Source organism: Maribacter aquivivus, assembly GCF_900142175.1.
GTDB lineage: Bacteria > Bacteroidota > Bacteroidia > Flavobacteriales > Flavobacteriaceae > Maribacter > Maribacter aquivivus.
This window is the reverse complement of record NZ_FQZX01000001.1, coordinates 19887-38992: the sequence shown is the minus strand read 5'-3', so window position 1 is coordinate 38992 and position 19106 is coordinate 19887. Positions and strand designations below refer to the sequence as shown.

Annotated in this window: 17 protein-coding genes; 7 read left to right on the top strand and 10 right to left on the bottom strand. The window is 34.8% G+C overall.

Going from position 1 to position 19106, the window contains the following annotated elements; genetic code table 11:
• Nucleotides 1-135 precede the first annotated feature (135 nt).
• Nucleotides 136-603, top strand: a complete 468-nt coding sequence (locus BUC31_RS00140; protein ID WP_073240354.1) for an Lrp/AsnC family transcriptional regulator — start codon at nt 136-138, stop codon at nt 601-603.
• A 58-nt stretch (nt 604-661) separates the two neighbouring features.
• On the opposite strand, the gene BUC31_RS00135 is transcribed toward BUC31_RS00140, so the two are convergent.
• A complete protein-coding gene (locus tag BUC31_RS00135; protein ID WP_073240353.1) occupies nt 662-1234 on the bottom strand; it encodes a DUF4136 domain-containing protein in 573 nt (190 codons plus the stop codon).
• 74 nt (nt 1235-1308) lie between these two features.
• Nucleotides 1309-1467, bottom strand: coding sequence for a C1orf53 family protein (locus tag BUC31_RS20200; protein WP_166638585.1), 159 nt, complete (start codon nt 1465-1467; stop codon nt 1309-1311).
• A gap of 196 nt (nt 1468-1663) precedes the next feature.
• Here BUC31_RS20200 and BUC31_RS00130 point away from each other — a divergent pair, with 196 nt between their 5' ends.
• The 4 genes from BUC31_RS00130 to hemL are packed head-to-tail and all read left to right on the top strand — an operon-like array spanning nt 1664 to nt 5029.
• On the top strand, nt 1664-1993 hold the full coding sequence (locus BUC31_RS00130) for a hypothetical protein (RefSeq protein WP_073240352.1): 330 nt from the start codon (nt 1664-1666) through the stop codon (nt 1991-1993).
• An 11-nt stretch (nt 1994-2004) separates the two neighbouring features.
• Nucleotides 2005-2910, top strand: a complete 906-nt coding sequence (locus BUC31_RS00125) for a 1-aminocyclopropane-1-carboxylate deaminase/D-cysteine desulfhydrase (RefSeq protein ID WP_073240351.1) — start codon at nt 2005-2007, stop codon at nt 2908-2910.
• Nucleotides 2907-3728, top strand: a complete 822-nt coding sequence (locus tag BUC31_RS00120; RefSeq protein WP_073240350.1) for a glucosaminidase domain-containing protein — start codon at nt 2907-2909, stop codon at nt 3726-3728. Before BUC31_RS00125 ends, BUC31_RS00120 begins: the two co-directional genes overlap by 4 nt.
• 20 nt (nt 3729-3748) lie before the next feature.
• Nucleotides 3749-5029, top strand: coding sequence for a glutamate-1-semialdehyde 2,1-aminomutase (gene hemL / locus BUC31_RS00115; protein WP_073240349.1), 1281 nt, complete (start codon nt 3749-3751; stop codon nt 5027-5029).
• 80 nt (nt 5030-5109) lie between these two features.
• Here hemL and BUC31_RS00110 read toward each other — a convergent pair whose 3' ends face one another.
• From BUC31_RS00110 to BUC31_RS00075, 8 genes are all read right to left on the bottom strand, one after another.
• Nucleotides 5110-9039, bottom strand: coding sequence for a DUF2194 domain-containing protein (locus BUC31_RS00110; RefSeq protein ID WP_073240348.1), 3930 nt, complete (start codon nt 9037-9039; stop codon nt 5110-5112).
• Between the two features lie 254 nt (nt 9040-9293).
• Nucleotides 9294-9749, bottom strand: coding sequence for a hypothetical protein (locus tag BUC31_RS00105; protein ID WP_073243661.1), 456 nt, complete (start codon nt 9747-9749; stop codon nt 9294-9296).
• Between the two features lie 161 nt (nt 9750-9910).
• Nucleotides 9911-10090, bottom strand: a complete 180-nt coding sequence (locus BUC31_RS20060; RefSeq protein ID WP_139251873.1) for a hypothetical protein — start codon at nt 10088-10090, stop codon at nt 9911-9913.
• Between the two features lie 179 nt (nt 10091-10269).
• The gene (locus BUC31_RS00095) at nt 10270-12759 is read right to left on the bottom strand and encodes a zinc-dependent metalloprotease (RefSeq protein ID WP_073240346.1); all 2490 of its coding nucleotides are present in this window, start codon (nt 12757-12759) and stop codon (nt 10270-10272) included.
• A 197-nt stretch (nt 12760-12956) separates the two neighbouring features.
• Nucleotides 12957-14387 carry an SLC13 family permease gene (locus BUC31_RS00090; RefSeq protein WP_073240345.1) on the bottom strand — a complete coding sequence of 477 codons (1431 nt, stop codon included), beginning with the start codon at nt 14385-14387 and terminating at the stop codon, nt 12957-12959.
• A gap of 55 nt (nt 14388-14442) precedes the next feature.
• Complete coding sequence (lysS, locus tag BUC31_RS00085) at nt 14443-16134, bottom strand: lysine--tRNA ligase (RefSeq protein WP_073240344.1); 1692 nt, start codon at nt 16132-16134, stop codon at nt 14443-14445.
• 223 nt (nt 16135-16357) lie between these two features.
• Nucleotides 16358-16921 carry a thioredoxin family protein gene (locus BUC31_RS00080; RefSeq protein ID WP_073240343.1) on the bottom strand — a complete coding sequence of 188 codons (564 nt, stop codon included), beginning with the start codon at nt 16919-16921 and terminating at the stop codon, nt 16358-16360.
• Nucleotides 16922-17027: 106 nt separating this feature from the next.
• The gene (locus tag BUC31_RS00075) at nt 17028-18080 is read right to left on the bottom strand and encodes a helix-turn-helix domain-containing protein (protein ID WP_073240342.1); all 1053 of its coding nucleotides are present in this window, start codon (nt 18078-18080) and stop codon (nt 17028-17030) included.
• Nucleotides 18081-18176: 96 nt separating this feature from the next.
• On the opposite strand from BUC31_RS00075, the gene BUC31_RS00070 reads away from it, so the two are divergent.
• Together BUC31_RS00070 and BUC31_RS00065 are read left to right on the top strand one after the other, a co-directional pair.
• Nucleotides 18177-18332: a YqaE/Pmp3 family membrane protein gene (locus tag BUC31_RS00070; RefSeq protein WP_073240341.1), complete on the top strand. Its 156-nt coding sequence runs from the start codon at nt 18177-18179 to the stop codon at nt 18330-18332.
• An 11-nt stretch (nt 18333-18343) separates the two neighbouring features.
• A complete protein-coding gene (locus BUC31_RS00065; RefSeq protein ID WP_073240340.1) occupies nt 18344-19081 on the top strand; it encodes a hypothetical protein in 738 nt (245 codons plus the stop codon).
• Nucleotides 19082-19106: the final 25 nt, after the last annotated feature.

The window sequence follows — 19106 nt, the reverse complement described above, 5'->3', positions numbered from 1 at the left end:
TCTATTAAATATATCATTTACAGTCCAATTAATTGTTAATATTATTTAAATTAGGAAATATGACTTTTAAATAATATTATTATAGGAATAAGTTCTTTTTAGATGTAGCTTATAATCATAAAACAGGAAAAAGTTATGACAGAGAAATTAGATGATATAGATAGAGCCATATTAAAAATATTACAGAAAGATGCCAAGACGGTGGCAAAGTCTATAGCAGAACAATTGGGACTGACTAAAACTCCCGTTTATGAGCGTATTAAAAGATTAGAGCAAGATGGGTTTATCAAGAACTATGTAGCAATTTTGAATAAAGATAAAATTGAAGAAAGTATTACGGTCTTTAGTTTTGTGTCATTAGAGGCTCAAAAAGGAGCTATGATGGATGATTTTTTTGAGCAGGTAATGAAATACCCAGAAGTGGTGGAGTGTTTTGTTGTGGGTGGTGAGTTTGATTTTCTATTAAAAGTAATTGTCAAAAACCTTGATGCCTATTATAATTTCGCCAAGTTTAAAATAGCTTCGTTACCAAGTATTGGCGGAGTTAAAAGTGCATTCGTCTTAAATGAAGTAAAGAATGACACTCATTTTCCATTGCTATAAATAAAAAGGGGTTGTAGATGAATTCATCTACAACCCCTTTCAAACTTTAGTTTTTTTATTATTTCATTGCAACCGTGCTAGGTGGGTATTGCTCTAAAATCTGAGAAACAAATTCTCTAATACGTTCTTCTTTTTTTTCTATGTTTTTGGTGTTAGATAGTGTGCCTTCACCTTTACCCTGCCATACCAATTCGCTTGTTTTATTATCTATAAGGTCAATGTAAAGAGAACCTTGTGTGCTTGCGCTTACACTAGTTCCGCCACCCCAACCAAAACCAGGTCCCCAAGTGTAAGGGTTGTAACCCCATCCCCAGGCACCGCCCCAACCGTAGTTGTTATTGTAAACATCAACTCTTTCTTGTTCTTTCGTAAATATGCTTACCAATATATCTGGCGTTTCAGACTTTACAAAGCCTCTAGAACTCATTTCAGTTTCAATAGCTCTTAGAATTCGTTTTTTATCCAAATCAGATATCTGTGCTTTATCTATACCTGTTTTGTAGAAGGCGTAAGATTTATATCCGTTAAAATCTGCTTTTTGATCATAATCAGAAAGTACACTAATAGATGAACACGATGTAATAAAAACTAAAAGTAGCAGCGGTAAGCCAAGTAATTTGATGTTTTTCATAACGTTATATGTTTTAAGTACTAAATTTTCTATTAAAAAATAAATACAAATATCATGCCGAGGTATGTTAAAACTTATTGCATGTTTGTTTTTGGGTCATAGCCATATGGGCAATGTCTGCAACCGCTCTCACAGCAATACCCTCTTTTTAGATGAAATTGTTTTGTGAAGACTCTAAAGCCATTTTCAGACCAATAAAAATCACCTTCCTCTATGGGGATTATCTCTTTCATGCAATCGATGTCTTTTTATAGTATAAAGTTACTTCTTTCTGTTGATAACCTAAAGACAAGATGTTTAGAAGATAGGTGTAAAAGCGCTTAAGGCACATATTGACCCTTAAACGGTTTTGTTGGCAATAAAAACTAGTAATTTTCTGACAACCTATTTTTGGCTTTATCTTTGTAATAGTATTATCAAAGTAAATCTATGATATTGGTTTTTAGACATTTCTTCTATAAAAATTATGTGGGGCTTTCACTATGGCCCTTTATATTTTTAAAAAATGGAAGTTTAAAAAATGACGATGTACTCATAAATCATGAGAAAATACATTTACGTCAGCAGCAAGAATTATTGATTCTTCCTTTTTACTTTTTCTATTTGGTAGAATGGGCAATTCGTGCCATTTACTATTTAGATACGTATAAAGCATACCAAAACTTAAGTTTTGAGCGTGAAGCTTATATTCATGAAAATGATATGGATTATCTTACGAATCGCAGAGCTTTCAGCTTTATTAAATATCTTTGGCGTTAAATTCGCCCTACTTGCAAAGCATCAATCAACTTGTTGAACATCCTTTATTAGCAGAAAAGCAAGTTACCCTTGTTATTAAACGCGAAGATCTTCTACACCCTTTTATTTCGGGTAATAAATACAGAAAACTCAAGTACAATTTATTGGCTGCTGAAGCAGAAAACCAGACCACTATACTAACTTTTGGTGGCGCATATTCAAATCATATAGCGGCGACGGCTTATGCTGCAAAAGAAAAAGGATTTCGTGCTATTGGGATAATACGTGGAGAAGAGCTTGAAAAATCTTGGCAAACAAACACTACCTTAGAAAAGGCTTTTGACGATGGAATGCGTTTTAAATTCATAAGCAGAAACGACTATAGGGAAAAAGAGACTCTAGAATTCATTGAAGGTTTAAAAAAGGAATTTGGTGATTTTTATTTAGTGCCAGAAGGTGGCACAAATAGTTTGGCCATAAAAGGTTGCGAAGAAATTATTACCAAAGATGATGAAGAGTTTGATGTTGTTTGCACCAGTGTTGGTACAGGTGGTACAGCATCGGGATTAATAAATGCATCTTTTCCACATCAGAATGTTTTGGGATTTTCTGCATTGAAAGGTGATTTTTTGAAAGATGAAATTGAAAAAAAGGTCAACAATAAACGTTGGCAATTATTGACAGAATATCACTTTGGGGGTTACGCAAAAACATCCAAAGAACTAATTCTATTTATAAATGAGTTTAAAGAAAAAACAGGTATTACTTTAGATCCAATTTATACCGGAAAAATGATTTTTGGGTTGTTCGATATGATAAAGCACGATACTTTTGCACCAAAAACAAAGATTTTAGCAATACATACAGGTGGTTTGCAAGGTATTGCTGGCATGAATAGTGTACTGAAAAAGAAAAATTTACCTTTGTTGAATATATGAAAAAGATAATTTTATTGGTGTTGTTAATGGGTATAGGGTTGACATCCTGTAAATCTAAAAAAAGATACTCAGACCAATTACGTACAAAAAACGTTCAAAACGAACGTAGAAAATCAACTACAGATATTTCTAAAAAAGAAGGAAATGCAAGTCTGCCTGCAGAGCCATCTAAATTTGTTCGTTTCAATATAAATTCCCCGTCCGAATACATAAGCAAATTTGCAGAGACCGCCCAGCTAGAGATGATGGGTTATGGTATACCTGCGAGTATTACTTTGGCACAAGGACTTTTAGAAAGTGGTAACGGCAAAGGAGAGTTGGCAATGAAAACCAATAATCACTTTGGTATTAAATGTCATAAAGGTTGGGAAGGTGATTATGATTTTCATGATGATGATGAAAAGGGAGAATGCTTTAGAAAATACAACCATCCAATGTATTCTTTTAGAGACCACAGTATTTTCTTGACGACAAGATCGAGATACGCATTTCTTTTTAATTTAAGACATACGGATTATAAAGGTTGGGCAAGGGGCTTAAGAAAGGCGGGCTATGCAACGGATCCAAGGTATCCACAAAAGCTTATCTATTTAATAGAAAAGTACGATTTGCATAAATATGATAAGCAAACTAGAAAAGTCAATTATGACAATTCAGCGGTAGTCACAACAGATTCTAATAACATACATACGGTACAAAAAGGTGATACCTTATATTCATTATCAAGAAAGTACTATATGAGTGTCGATGAACTGATGAAGTTGAATAATTTGCGAAGTGCAGATTTATCTATTGGGCAGCCTATTAAAGTCAAATAATAGTAAAATTTATTAAGAGAATGATTTATCAAAGAAGTAGCGCCCTGTTTGCAGAGGCAAAAAAATATATACCTGGCGGAGTAAATTCACCAGTACGTGCATTTAAAGCTGTTGGCGGTGATCCAATTTTTGTAAAAAAAGCCAAAGGAGCTTATTTGTATGATGAGGATGGTAATAAACTAATAGATTATATAGCATCTTGGGGTCCATTAATTTTAGGTCATGCCTACGATCCTGTAATTAATGCAGTGGTAGAAAAAGCACAGAACGGTACTTCATTTGGTATGCCAACTGAAATAGAAACAGATCTTGCAAAACTGGCTATCTCTATGGTGCCTAATATGGATAAAATTAGGTTCGTGAACAGCGGAACAGAAGCATGTATGAGTGCAGTTCGTTTAGCTAGAGGGTTTACGGGTAAAGACAAGATTATAAAATTTGCCGGATGCTACCACGGTCATTCAGATTCGTTTTTGATTCAAGCGGGTAGTGGTGCAGTAACTTTTGGTAGCCCTAATAGTCCCGGTGTTACTCAAGGTACAGCAAAAGATACATTGTTGGCAGATTACAATGATTTGGCCGGAGTGAAAAAATTGGTAGAGGTAAATAAAGGAGAATTGGCTGCCATCATTATTGAGCCAATTGCCGGTAATATGGGGTGTATTGTACCTACGGATGATTTTATGAAGGGGCTACGTGAGCTATGTACCCAAGAAGGCATTTTATTAATTTTCGATGAGGTAATGACCGGATTTCGTTTAGCGAAAGGCGGAGCACAAGAAGTGCTAGATATAAAGGCTGATATCGTTACTTATGGTAAAGTTATCGGAGGAGGATTACCAGTAGGCGCCTTTGCGGCAAGAACAGAAATTATGGATTTTCTAGCTCCTGATGGTCCCGTTTATCAAGCTGGTACCTTAAGTGGAAATCCGTTGGCCATGAGTGCTGGTTTGGCTATGTTGACAGAATTGAACAATAACCCTGAAGTATTTAAAAGTCTGGCTGATAAGGCAGAATATCTACATAAAGGTATTGCTGCGGTATTAACAGAGAAAAAGGTAGCACATCAAATTAATCGTTATGGAAGTATGATATCGGTGCATTTTACTGATGAGCCGGTTATCGATTTTGCTTCTTCAGCGAAAGGTAATAATGAAACTTTCAAGAAATATTTTCACGGTATGTTAGAACGCGGTATTTACTTGCCACCAAGTGCTTTTGAAAGTTATTTTCTAAATGATGCTTTAAGCTATGAAGATTTAGACGCAACCATAAGTGCATTGAAAGAACTTGACTTATAGTAAAAAAGATTATATCTGAATTACAGCAATAAAAAAAGAGCCCTCATATGAGGGCTCTTTTTATTTGAGTTAGCTATTTTTTATTTAAAGTTATACTGAATACCTAGCTGAACAGCATTCGAGAAAAACTGGTCAATAGTAAAGTAAGAGTAGTTTAAGTTAATGGTGGTGAAATTCTTAATTCTATATGATAATTCACCTTCATAGCGTTGAAAGCTATCTTCATCTTGTTCTGCAAAAAGAGAGAAATCACTCTTTAGGTTAAAATCAGAATCATCATTACCAAGTTGAAACTGCAATCCGCCACCGGCAAAAAGTCTGTCTTCGGTCAACCAATATGGAAATCCGTTTCTTCTGTCTTCAGAACCAACGCCGTAAGCACCTTCGACTAAGGGTCCAAGTTTAAATTTGTCTAGGTTTAATAAATTGTATTCTACTCGCGTACCACCAATGGCATAGTATTGACTATCGGTATAGTAATCGGCTTTTATGTAAAATTCGTGGTTTAAATTAGATGAGTATTCAAACTCTTGTGTAGCTTTTACTTGAATATCGTAAATGTTTAAATCATATCCAGGACCTGTTGTAACAGGATGTGCTTTTAATACTAAAGAAGATTTACTTGTGTCACCAATAAAATCTATTCCCGTTTTAAAATGAAAGAATATTTTATTGAAGTTATCTAGTTCTGCTTTCGCACCAACATAAAACGGACTCTTTTCGTTAGACTCTTTTTTATAAAGATATGCTACACCTAATAAGTCTCTACCAATATCATTAGGTACTATAGTGTCTTTTAAAACTGAATAAGCAGTACCCTGTACAATAGAAAATTGGTGAAAGTCTAGTTTCTTATTGTAGAACCCAAAGTCAAAAGTATTATTGAATAATGTTGGGTTAAATTCATCTGCTATTGCCGTTGAGGTAAGTCCTATGGAATGACCTTTCTTTTTTCTTGCTTCAACCTCTGATTTTTTAACAATGGCATCATCCATTAAAACCTTAAACTTACTGATGTATAAAGATTGCTTTTCGTCAGATGTTGCTTTTACCTCATTATTAAATGCAATTTTAAAATCAGGATCGATTTTGGAAGGTGGTATTTTCATGGCAATTTCACCAGCTCCATTGACATCACCTTTTAATAAAAGCAATTTTGCCATGTGGCTCATAGTATTATAATCTCTAGGATTTTTTTCTATGTGGTTCTCGTAGACTTTGTTTAAATATCTGCCATTTGCAAATTCTAAATTCCAATCTAATAATTTTGCTACTGGTATAGTATTTGTGCAAGTACTCCAGTCTAAAGCTTTTTGGTATTGAGTATATTCCGCAAATAATAATGCTATGTTTTTAGATAATCTTACAAGGTCTGGTCTACATGTTTCAATATCCCTTAATTCTTGAACCGCCTTGTCTGGGTCATTAACCAATAAATACCTTGCATAATATTCAAAATCTGTAAACTTCTTACTTTCTATTGTTCTTGTTTTTTCTTTCCATTCTTTAACAATTTCTGGTGAAATGTTACCGCATTTTTGCCATTGACCAGCCTTTTCAAAATTTAATTTATCTGCATAAACCTGGCTAATTGATGTTGCTAAATCTCTATTAGAAATGCTACAAGGTTCAATGTTGTCTAATTTTTTAATAAGGTCTTCATCATTAGACTTCGCTAGAAACTCGTAATACGCAAACTTATTCTGGTCTGTAGGCTCTATAGTGTAAAGCACTTCTAAAACTTGTTCTATAATTTTAGTGTTGTCATCAGTATTGAAATTGTCGTAGTATTCTTTTAAAATGGTTACATCATTTTGTCCCCATTCCATTTGTCTCTCCATCCACATTTTTTTAACTGTGGGTGAAGGGTAATTACTTACGGAGCTAATATCTCTAGAAAAATCAGCATATGAGCTAGAAGGATTTTTTAAGTACAATTCATTTAACTGAGACCAAAGTTGGTCGGTTTTCCCTTGCGCTTCCATGCTTTTGGCATAAGTGACTATTTGTTGAGAATTAATGAATTTGTTATCCTTAAATAATTTCTCCATTAAATTTGATGCCTCTTCACTTTTTTCCTCCACAACTAATCTGTCGATTTTTTGCTTGAGCGGTACCATAGTCTGCTTGCTCTTATTATAAGATTTATAGTCGCTTTTGGTGTTGGTAATTAAAGTTGAAGTGGTACCTATAAGGGTTCTTATTTCTGGACGAATATCTGGTACGCTAATATTCGGCGTTTTGGTTTTAATACTATAAAGAAAACCGTTTAATAAAGGAACTGAAGAAAATTCTGCTTGATCAAGAGAAAGTGATTCATGTACTTTGACATTGTTGTTTTCTTCTACATACATGAGCCAATACGAGTCCTTTTTTTCATCGGTATTTAAAGAACTAGAAACTTCATATTGTCCTTCGTAGCTTAAGTGACGAATACTTTGGTAACGCCAGTCCATTGCTGCCTCTGTAGATTGTTTGGCAGTTAAAAATTTCATGTAAGGGTGTCGTTTTTTGTAATCAACAATGTGCTTTTTTAATTCACCAATAGCATTTGATGTGCTACCTATCTTTAAAATATCATTAGTATTTAAAACATGAGACCAAATGCCAGTGTACAGGTATGTAGATTCTATTGCCCATTGTTCTTTCTGTGAAATGGTATAGCCGCTACTTAAACGTGGGTAATCAAAAAAGCGATTATTTAATGGGTCTGGGTCAAACTCTCTATTGCCACCTTTATAAACATCTCCTAAAAAAGAAGTGTGTAGAAAGTTTAAGCTAGGAAACCCCTTCTTTAGTGCTATAAGACCTAGACTATCTATTTGATTATCTGGGGCAACGTAAGAGTTAGGTAATGTTTTTGAAACATTATCTTCCCATTTATTGGCAGAAGCTTTGGCGTTGTCTAAAATAAGATCAGTGTCTTTCCATAATTTTTTAGAAAGCGGTAAGTCGTTGTACCCACGAAAACCAAGTTCATGGCCTCTATTGGTAAATTCATTGGTAAGCCATTTATTGGTGCCGTTATCATTTTTACCGTCTAATAACCCAGTTTGATCCCAGCTTTTAAAATTAGGATCGCCAGTATTTTTTTCATTGGCATTAAAAGTTACGTAGGCGGAGTACTTGATATCTTCTTCTTGAGCAAGTTTTTTCATTTTGGGCCACCAATCAGCCTTTAGCATCTCAGATTTACTGATACCTTTTTGTACGTTAATAGCTTTTCCTTTATCATCATACATAGACGTTGGAAAATCATCTAGAAATAGAGTTCCAATATTTGCAATAGGATACGGAATACCTTCAAGTCCTAGTAAACTTGCAGAAAATAAAAGACCTCTCATTTCTTTTTTGAGAATTTGGGATGAGTTATATAGAATAACTTTTCCGTTACCTATTCTATTCTCAATTAAAACAGGATATTCTTTAGTATTATGTGCCGCTACCAGAACATTTACGTTGCTAGAAAAGTTAGCTCCGTCAAAACCTAAGTGAACAGTTTTATTGTCAAAACCACGTCCTTGCATACCAGGAAAAAGGGCTTTGTTGAAAAACAGACCAGACGCTTCTTTGTTCGTGCTCCAGTCAGCATCAGGTGTCAATCCAAAAAAGTACGACATACGCTCATCTTTGGCAGCTTTAGTAACGAATAAGGTTCCACCTTTAGAAACAAACTTTAAAAGACTGTCTATGGCAATGGTACTTAGCCCTGCAGTTTCGTGTACCGTTATAACTCTGGTTGTAGGTGCAATAGTAAGTTTCTCGTTAAATTGGTTTATCCATAAAGTTTTATGGGCAATTTTAGAATAGTCAAAAGCTTTTGCCAAATTCTCGGTTTCAAGAATAGCGCTATAATTTGTAGGCTCTATTAAAAACTGAACAAGAGGTTCTTCGGTGCTCTTTTCAGGAATATTAAACTTGTTGTTAGACTTGTATAGTTCTTGTTGACAACTGGTCAATAAACTAAAGGCTATAAGAAGTAATAAATAACCTATTTTTTTTGATATCATGGTTTAGTATCTTAAAATTCTAATTGTAGACCACAGGTTGAAAATTAATTTGGTCTTTAATTCGAACTAACTAAGTACTTCAATAATAGCAGTATCATGAAATTTATTGGTTAAGTATGCGAATTCATCCATGAATGAATCATTTATGCGCTTAAGACTGTGTTTTAGGGAGATTTCCGTGGAAATGGCGAGTCGATTAAATGCAAAAAAGACCTGCTAAAAGCAAGTCTTTTTTATTTGATGTAGTTTTAAAACTATTCTTTAGAAGAACGTTTTCCTTTTTTTTCGCCTTTATCTTTACCGTGACCACGCATTTTTTTTCTGCTATCCATCTTTACCCATTTCTCATATTGATCCGTATTAAGAATAGATTTCATTTCTGCTTTACGTGCAATTTGATGGTCTAATCGCTCATTTTGCATCGCATATTTTTCATCTGCGGTCAAAACCTTTTTGCCATCTTCCTTGTTGGCTTTTCGCTCTGCCATCTTTTCTTTTCTCGCAGTAGCGTCTTTTGTAAGTATAGTTTTTATTTTAGCTTGTTGCGATTCATTTAAATCTAATGCCAGGGTCATTTTTTTGGTTTGCAGCGTAGCTATTTGTTCAGGAGATAAATCCTTCATATCGCCTCTTTTACCTTTCATGTTATGATCTTGTGCAGTTACGGATATTGCCGCCATTACTAAAATGGCCATTAGTATTTTTTTCATGTTTATTATTTTATTTATTTGCTTCTTTGACATGAATACTTCTAATAGGTTTAATGAGAAACTTCATTTTAGTAAAAGTTTAACGGCAGAGTAAAGTGCTTAAAATAAAAAAGCGCGGCTGTAGGTAGCCGCGCTTTTAAGTAGGTAAATTTTGTAAATTTTTAATTAGATGGTGTTCTTCCCTCCATAGTTTTGTAAGGGTTAATAACAATATCAGCTTCTTGATCGTAAGTGTTAGTTACAATTTCTTTCTGTGCATTTTCACTTGTGCTTTGATGATAAACAACAGAAGCGCAGATGAAACAAGCTAGATAAATAAGGCTTTTTAATTTACTTGTCATGATTTGGGGGTTTAAATTCATTGCTAATCTAAAAAAGAATAACGCATGAAAAAGCCCATTGTTGTGTAATGGGCTTTTTTTGATGTCTAGAATAATTAAAATGTGGTTAATACATTTCATTCATCGATGATATTGGTTGTTCATCGACAAGTGCATTTAATCGATCATAATATGTGTTCTTACTTAGGGTCTAAAATGACGTTAATACGCTCAGAAACATCGTCGTAATGATATTTAGTCATCATATCTGAGGTTCTATTACGTGCATTTCTAATATCGCGCTTTAAAATGTTCAGTTCTGCTCTTGCAATAGTCCTAATGTCAGATTGGCTAGTGTTGACAACTGTTGATTTTCTGTAGCCACCGAAATCAGAAGCTTTCGCTTGATTGTCTGCTGTTAGTAAAAATTCTAAACGATCTATATGCGCTTTTTGTAAGTTTCTTCTGTAGGTATCTACGGCTTTGCCGTTTTTAGCTTCAGACCAAATGCCTTTTCTTAATTCGCTCATCATTTGTGCAAGAGAATATGCTTTAGACTTATCTATGGTCTCATTTTCAATTAATCTCGCCATTTTACCTAAGCTTAATACATTGTTTAATGTACGTACTTGCATAGAACGCATTTGCTCTAAGAAGCCAGAGTACTCTGTGCGCTCCAAAATATCTTGATCTAACATCCACATTGGAGTATTGAAAAGCTGTTCATGAAGAAAAACCATTGCTCTTTGTTGTTTCGCTTTTGGTACCGCAGTATATACAGCACCTTCTTGATCATATGTTTTATGATTTTCATATACTCCGCCAATGTTATTAGAAACATGCCCCATGTATCTATTGAATTGAGAAAATACTTGTCCGTATAACTTATCTAGGTCTTCATAAGTCTTACCGTCTTCTGCTGTCCACTCAATTAATTTAGGAACAATCCTTTTAAGGTTGGCAATACCGTATTCTCCAGCTTTCATGGCGTCATCACCTAAATCTTCTGTCTGTGAGCTTGGATCTACAATGTCACCTACCTGTTGGTGTCCAAAGCGATATAAAGGATCACCTGCATGTGCCATAATCCATTTATCTAATATAGATTTCTCTTCTTCTGCAGTGGTATTTGGTATAGGTTTATATCCCCATTGAATAGCATACTTATCGTAAACACCAATGTCTGGCATTAATGCAACACCTTCATCACCAGGTTGTGCTATGTAATTGAAACGAGCATAATCCATTATCGATGGAGCGGTGCCGTATTTCTTTGTAAAAGTTTTAGAACGAAGCGAATCTACAGGGTAAGCAACGCTACTACCCATGTTATGTGGTAATCCTAACGTGTGTCCAACTTCGTGAGACGATACAAAACGGATTAAGCGACCCATTACATCATCATCAAAAGAAACGCCCCTAGCTGCCGGATTAATAGCTGCTGTTTGTACAAAGTACCAGTTTCTTAAAAGAGTCATTACATTATGATACCAATTGATATCAGATTCTAATATTTCACCACTTCGTGGGTCACTAACATGTGGTCCGTTAGCATTTGGTATTGGTGATGCTAAATAACGCACTACAGAATAGCGAACATCTTCAGGAGACCATTCTGGATCTTCTTCTTCCGTTGGGGCTTCTTTGGCGATAATTGCATTTTTAAAACCTGCAGCTTCAAAAGCAATTTGCCAATCTTCTATACCTTGTTTAATAAAAGGCACCCATTTTTTAGGTGTAGCTCTATCTACATAATAGATAATTTGTTTTTTAGGCTCTACCAATTCGCCATTCTTAAATTTTTCGGCATCTTCATCTTTCACTTCTAAACGCCATCTGTCTAAAAATTTGATGGTCTTACTCTCTTGAGCTTCTAAACCATAATCTACTTGACCACGAGCAAACCAACCAACACGTTCGTCAAAATAACGGCGCTTCATCTGTTCTTCAGGTAACAATACCATTGAGTTATTGATTTCTACAGAAATAGAACCTAAACTCTGGTTACTAGGTGCGGCACTTGCCAAATATGTTTTAATGTGGCGTACCTCTACATTTAAAGGGTAACTCTTAATCGATTCAATATAGCCTCGGCCTTCATCTAAACGAGATACCTTATATCTTTTTCTAAATCTATCTGGCATACCAAAAGCTTTGGTATCTTTTATAAAAATATCATTAACCTCAATAACCGTAGTTGGGTTTAGAGAATCTTTTTGAACAGCTTTAATATCAAAAGAATATAAAACTGGCTCAAAATTGGAGTTTAGAACAGCTTCATGAACAGGTAAAGAATCTGCGGCAACCACATCATGCGATACTACACGAAGCAACACCTTTTTATCTTTTTTTTCCCATCGCAGTACCTGTGTATTAATTTTTCCACCACCAAAACCAATACCTGATGCCGTTTTAGAAATACGGCTTACCATCAACATTTCTTTATTGAATAGTGAATCTGGAATTTCAAAAAAGTGATTCTCGTCAACTACGTGGGTGGTAAAGAGTCCTGCATCGCTAACAGCATCTTTTGTAATAACCTTGTTGTAAGGTTGAATTTTGTCTTTTGATGATTTACTGGCTTCTTGTTCAGTATTTTTTTTCTTCTTTTTAAAAATTTGGGCTTCGGCATTTTGATAGCCGAAAACACATACAAACAGCAATAATTTTACGAGTAATTTTCTTTTCATTTGTGAGTTAGTTAGGTAATCTTTCAAAGATTGAAATAATATCTGGAACAAATAGTTAATAATTTCTTAAGGCCATTTGTAACAATAAATAGAGAAAGACGTCTATTAAGTAGGAATAAACATTTTTTCATTTCTGAATTAGTCGATTATAAAGCCTTTGCATCTGCAAGGGCTTTATTTTTTTGTTCAGTTGAAAATTAAAATATTAGTGGTAGTACAAATTGAAATAGCCCGATTAATAATAGTACTGCTATTAGATTTAGAATAATACCTGCACGCGCCATTTCATGAACCTTAATATAACCACTTGCAAAAACGATGGCATTTGGTGGTGTAGCCATTGGTAGCATAAAAGCACAACTACTGGCAATGGTAATAGGTATTAGTAAATAAGTAATAGGTAGACCTAAACCAATAGCTATACCAGCCACTACAGGGGCAAGAACGGCAACAAGTGCTACATTGCTCATTAGCTCTGTCATAAACAACATTAGTATGATCAATAAAGACGCGGTGAGTAGAATGCTCAAATCACTTTGCCCGATAACTGCTGCTACTAAATCTACAATACCAGAAACCGACATACCTTTGGCTAATGAGAGTCCGCCACCGAATAGAATTAGAATTCCCCATGCGAGCTTTTGGGTGTCTTTCCATTGCAAGATAAAATCTCCTTTTTTAAGATTATAAGGTAATGCGAATAGTGTGATGGCTGCAAACATGCTGATCAGTGTATCAGATAAGCCTAAACTCGGAAATATCGAATTGATTAAGGTTCTAAAAACCCAAAGGAAAATGGTAACTCCAAATATGGCAAGAACCATTTTTTCTTTTCCTGAGGTAGGACCTAATTTTTGAAGCTCTTCATGAATAATTGTTTTAGATGCTTTAAATTTTAAACCCTGAGTCGGAAAAAAAACTTTTACCAGAACAAAGTAACAAATAGTAATCATAATTAGGGAAAACGGAAGCCCTATGACCATCCATTTGAGAAATGATATTTCAATATTGTATTCATTTTCTAATAAGCCAATTAGAACTGAATTTGGGGGAGTGCCAATAACTGTTGCAATACCACCAGCATTTGCAGCAAATGCAATCCCTAACATGACACTTAAAGCAAAATTGCGGTCTCGTTTTGTAAAACCGTCTTCGTCTTCAATTAACAGATTAATAACGGACATAGCAATGGGCAGCATAACTACAGTACTGGCTGTATTACTGATCCACATGCTTAATACGGCAGTGGCAATCATAAAACCGAGCACTACTTTATTAGCCGTTGTACCCGTAAGTCTAATGATATTAAGGGCAATTCTTTTGTGAAGATTGACTTTCTCTAAAGCTAAAGCCATTACAAACCCACCAAAGAATAGAAAAACTATGGGGCTGCCATAATTTGCGCCAACATCTCCAATGGGCATCACTTTTAAAATAGGAAAAAGCAGCAATGGCAATAGTGCGGTAACAGATATGGAGACAGCTTCGGTAACCCACCAAATAACCATCCAAAGCGCAACAGCAATTACAGCATCTGCATTTTCAGAGATAAGTACATTGGGTAAAAAAAGGATAATGAAAAATATGATAGGCCCTGTAAACAGACCTATTTTGCTACTTAAATTCATGCTGGTTGGTTTTGCCAGCTTCTAAGCTACTATTTTTTAACGTCCCTTGAAATGACTATTTTAAAATTTCCACTAAAAGAACATCATCTTCTTTATAGATTTTAGCCAATTGTTGCTTTGTAATCCCTTTAATGCCTTTGTCCCAAGCTTTGTTACTTAAGTCAGACTTTGTTTTAAGGGCGTCAAGCTCCATTTTCTTCTCCGCCTTTAGAATATCGAAAATTACCTTTTCATTTTCAGACAGTTGTAAAGGCTTCTTTTCTGGTCTCATTTGTGGAAAGAACAATACTTCTTGTATTGACGCATTATTGGTCATCAACATCACCAAACGGTCAATACCAATACCAATACCAGAAGTTGGGGGCATACCATATTCAAGAGCTCTAAGAAAATCTTGGTCAATGAACATAGCCTCATCATCTCCTTTTTCAGAAAGCTTCAATTGATCTTCAAAACGCTCTCTTTGGTCGATGGGGTCATTAAGCTCAGAGTAAGCGTTAGCCAGCTCTTTACCATTAACCATCAGCTCAAAACGCTCTGTCAATGCAGGGTTGTCTCTGTGCTCTTTGGTAAGCGGACTCATTTCTTTAGGGTAGTCAGTAATAAATGTTGGTTGCACGTAGAAGTGCTCACATTTTTCACCGAATATCTCATCGATCAATTTACCAATACCCATGGTTTCGTCAACTTCAAGACCTAATTTCTTGGCAGTTTCACGAAGTTCATCTTCAGGCATACCAGCAACATCATAACCGGTGTGTATCTTTATAGCTTCTAGAATTGGCACACGTGCATATGGAGCTTTAAATTCAATTTCATGCTCGCCCACGGTAATTTTAGTAGCTCCGTTGGAATCTATTGCAATTTTCTCCAATAGTTTCTCTGTGGTATCCATCATCCAGTTGTAATCTTTGTATGCAACATACAATTCCATTACAGTAAATTCTGGGTTATGGGTACGGTCCATTCCTTCGTTTCTAAAATCTTTTGAGAATTCATAAACACCATCAAAACCACCAACAATTAACCTCTTAAGGTAGAGTTCGTTAGCAATTCTTAGGTATAAAGGAATATTTAATGCATTATGGTGTGTTAAAAACGGACGTGCAGTTGCACCACCAGGTATAGGTTGTAAGATCGGAGTCTCTACTTCTAAATACCCAGCTGCATTATAAAACTCACGAATACTGGTTGTTATTTTAGTTCTTTTAATGAATGTTTCTTTCACCTTTGGGTTAACAACCAAATCAACATAACGTTGGCGGTAGCGTAATTCTGGGTCGTTGAACTCATCATAAACTTTACCTTCTGCATCCTTTTTAGGTAATGGCAAAGGTCTTAGCGATTTACTAAGCATGGTAAATTTTTTCACCATAATCGTTTTTTCACCTACTTGCGTGGTAAAAAGGTCACCTTCTATACCAATGATATCGCCAATATCAAGTAATTTCTTGTAAACATCGTTGTACAAGGTTTTATCTTCACCAGTACAAATTTCATCTCTATTAAAATATACCTGAATACGACCGGTACTATCTTGTAGTTCGGCAAAAGATGCTTTCCCCTGAATACGACGAGACATTAATCTACCGGCAACAATTACCTTTTTACCTTCTTCATAATTAGATTTGATACTTGCAGATGTAGCATCTACAGGATATAAAGCAGCTGGATAAGGATTAATACCTAGTGCTCTTAATTTCTCTAATTTTTCTCTTCTGATAAGCTCTTGCTCCGATAATTGCATGCCGTCGTTTATTTAGCTGGCAAATATAATCGATATGTATTAATCTTTCAATTTAGAAAGCACTAAAGGATACAGTCTTTGTGCAAAATTTTTATAGTTGAGCACTGAACGATGCAATCTATCAATAATTGCAAAATCTGTTTGGTTCATTCCTTTCTTTTAGATGATGGTGATACCAAGATTTATTCTTGTTTTTTTTATAGCATTATTTACCAAAAGAACATCAGTCGAAATGTAATGATGAAGCATAATTGGGAATATATTCTTCCTCTGAAATAATTTTTAATATGTCGTCTTCTAGAGTTGTAATAGGGGTTTCAATAATTCTATTCACCTCTCGTCCGTTCTTGTAAAAAATAAATGTAGGAACCCTACGGATGTTTAATCCCCATTCTTCACCTTGCGGACTTTTCTTGTACGATTCTTTTCGATGGTCAAGAGCAACTATTTTCAAGTTCTCCATAGGATAATCTGCAGATTCTAGAATTTTAAGGAATCTAGGCACTTCGCGTTTGCTGTCACCACACCAAGTGCCCATAAAAATCAAGATTTTATAAGAAGCTAACTGGTCTTTGAATAAATCAATTTGGATTTGATTGCTTTCATAGTTTTCGTAATTAGGTTTGAACCATGTATTGTAGGAGTTAGTAGAGAGTCCGCCAATAGTTATTTCTCCCAATAAAAAGGGTTGTTGATTTTCAATAATAACCTCTTGGTTGGTGTTCTGAGAAAATGTGTTGAAGAAGAAGCTTAAAAGAAGTGTGGTCAATACAAATGATAATTTCATGATTTTCAGTTTTTATATTAGACCTGAAAATTCTAGAAATTACGAGGACTAAATTGATTTCATGGGGTGTAAATAGGTACTAGACCCTAGGTGGAAATTTAAAGGGTTATGGGAAGCGCTGCTTTATTTCATCTCTCGACGACACCTCTAATTTCTTGTAAACGTTGTTAATGTGGGTCTTTACGGTACTTATACTGATAAACATAGCGGCTGCAATTTCTTTATTGGTTTTGTTTTCAAGAATTTGTTGAACAATGTTATGTTCTTGCTCGGTCAGCTTCGCAAGAGAATCGTTCTGCAAGTTTCTTGAAGTATTTCTTTGTTTGAAAACAAAGTATACGTTCAGCGATATGGAGAGTAGGAGTAAGGCAAGAAGTAACCATTTCCAGAAATTAGATTTTGGTGTATTTCCATTTGTTAATTGTTGATCTATGGCTATTTCATTTAAATACAGGTTGGTAAATGCTACGTCTGGATATTTCGCTATTAATCGCTCGCCAAGTTCGTTATAGTAATTAGTTTTGCTAATATCTTTTAGGTAATAGTTATAAGTATCATTTCTTTTATCTGATAAAAAGTTGAAAATATAGAGTTCGGCTAGAGGTTCATCTAGATTTTCTCCGAAATCTTGCAAGGTAGAGAACCACTTTTTAGAATTCAACTTTCTATTGGCATCACTTCTAAAGTCATTAAAATCGAAAGCCATTTCCTCTTTTAAAACATCTATATCTAAAAAGGTAGATGATTTACTGTTTGTTGAGGTAATTTCACAGAGCGCTTCGTTTGCAAAAGAAGTAGGGAAAGTAATGGTGTCATTATTATTGGCAACAAAAAGTATGCTTTTGCTGAACTCACAACTGCCAAAAAAGTGTTCAGAATTTGAAGAAGCGTCAGAACAATCATCTAAATGAATTCTGTAAATTCTATTGTCATAGTTAAGGTTATTCCCTCTAAAACTGAAATATCCTAATGAATCGGTAATAGTTTTTTTAAGAATCTGTTCCATTGAAATTCTGCCAAACTTCCTATAATCTTCAATAATAGATAGGTAAATGGTCTTTCCGCTTTGCTCATCTGCAATTTGACCTTCGAAACTATATTGAGATAAACCTTTGAAACAGGAGAAAAGAATAAGGATTAGAAATACTGTTCTGAACATTGATTGGGTTGTGGATAATAAAATTACTAGATTTTGTAACAAAGTATTTACAATTGCGACCTATAAGGTACATCAATCAATCAAAATAATAATCAAATGAGTTTAATTAGAGTATTGCTTGCTATATTTTTTCCTCCTTTAGCCGTTTTAGGTAAAGGTTGCGGTTCTTTTGTAATTGTTCTACTTTTGACTTTTTGCGGCTGGGTGCCAGGGGTAATCGCTGCATTAGTTATATTGAATAATCCTAACTAGAACCAAAATACATGAGATTTTTTAAAATTCTTACTACTGTTCTTGTAACAGTACTTTTCGCTGCCTGTAATTTTACTGAAGAAATTTACTTCAATGAAGACGGATCGGGTAAAATGAGTATAATTTTTGATGGTAGTGAGATGATGCAAATGATTCCAGATTCAGACTCTACCCAATTAGACAAGGCGATTGATTCTACTTTGGTTTTTAAAGATTTATTGCGCGAAAAAAAGGATAGTATAGCTCAGTTGTCACCAGAGGAGCAAGCTAAATTAAAGAAATTAGAACCATTTAGTCTTCATATGAAGGTTGATCCAGAAGGCGGGGTAATGAACTTTGATATGTATACAGATTTTAAAAAAGTATCTGATGTAAATGATGCATTTAATGCTTTTCAAAATGCTAGTGCTGTTGGTCCTATTGCTGGTGGTAAATCAATGCCAGGTGGCGCAACAGAAGAGACTACTACAGTTAATTACAGTTTTGATAAGAACACATTTAAACGAGAGACGGTAATCTTAGACCAAGAATTATTTGAAAAAAGTTTAGACAGTTTGGCTAGTGCAGAAATGTTTCTATCTAGTTCTACATATACTTTTAAGTATCATTTTCCAAGACGTGTAAAGTCTACCAATATTGAAGAAGCAACTTTTTCTATGGATGGAAAAACCATGGTGCATGAAGTGAATTTTTTACAGATGATGAAAGACCCAGAATCTATGGTCATCGAAGTGGAGTTAGAAAAATAGGATATTCCTTTTCATATCTTTGTAA

Excerpts from the sequence above, each read along its gene's own strand:
- BUC31_RS00075 (WP_073240342.1), bottom strand. The coding sequence starts at position 18,080 with ATGTTCAGAACAGTATTTCTAATCCTTATTCTTTTCTCCTGTTTCAAA.
- BUC31_RS00135 (WP_073240353.1), bottom strand. The coding sequence starts at position 1,234 with ATGAAAAACATCAAATTACTTGGCTTACCGCTGCTACTTTTAGTTTTT.
- BUC31_RS00065 (WP_073240340.1), top strand. The coding sequence starts at position 18,344 with ATGAGATTTTTTAAAATTCTTACTACTGTTCTTGTAACAGTACTTTTC.
- BUC31_RS00140 (WP_073240354.1), top strand. The coding sequence starts at position 136 with ATGACAGAGAAATTAGATGATATAGATAGAGCCATATTAAAAATATTA.
- lysS (WP_073240344.1), bottom strand. The coding sequence starts at position 16,134 with ATGCAATTATCGGAGCAAGAGCTTATCAGAAGAGAAAAATTAGAGAAA.
- BUC31_RS00090 (WP_073240345.1), bottom strand. The coding sequence starts at position 14,387 with ATGAATTTAAGTAGCAAAATAGGTCTGTTTACAGGGCCTATCATATTT.
- BUC31_RS00095 (WP_073240346.1), bottom strand. The coding sequence starts at position 12,759 with ATGAAAAGAAAATTACTCGTAAAATTATTGCTGTTTGTATGTGTTTTC.
- BUC31_RS00110 (WP_073240348.1), bottom strand. The coding sequence starts at position 9,039 with ATGATATCAAAAAAAATAGGTTATTTATTACTTCTTATAGCCTTTAGT.
- BUC31_RS20060 (WP_139251873.1), bottom strand. The coding sequence starts at position 10,090 with ATGACAAGTAAATTAAAAAGCCTTATTTATCTAGCTTGTTTCATCTGC.
- hemL (WP_073240349.1), top strand. The coding sequence starts at position 3,749 with ATGATTTATCAAAGAAGTAGCGCCCTGTTTGCAGAGGCAAAAAAATAT.
- BUC31_RS00105 (WP_073243661.1), bottom strand. The coding sequence starts at position 9,749 with ATGAAAAAAATACTAATGGCCATTTTAGTAATGGCGGCAATATCCGTA.
- BUC31_RS20200 (WP_166638585.1), bottom strand. The coding sequence starts at position 1,467 with ATGAAAGAGATAATCCCCATAGAGGAAGGTGATTTTTATTGGTCTGAA.
- BUC31_RS00120 (WP_073240350.1), top strand. The coding sequence starts at position 2,907 with ATGAAAAAGATAATTTTATTGGTGTTGTTAATGGGTATAGGGTTGACA.
- BUC31_RS00080 (WP_073240343.1), bottom strand. The coding sequence starts at position 16,921 with ATGAAATTATCATTTGTATTGACCACACTTCTTTTAAGCTTCTTCTTC.
- BUC31_RS00130 (WP_073240352.1), top strand. The coding sequence starts at position 1,664 with ATGATATTGGTTTTTAGACATTTCTTCTATAAAAATTATGTGGGGCTT.
- BUC31_RS00070 (WP_073240341.1), top strand. The coding sequence starts at position 18,177 with ATGAGTTTAATTAGAGTATTGCTTGCTATATTTTTTCCTCCTTTAGCC.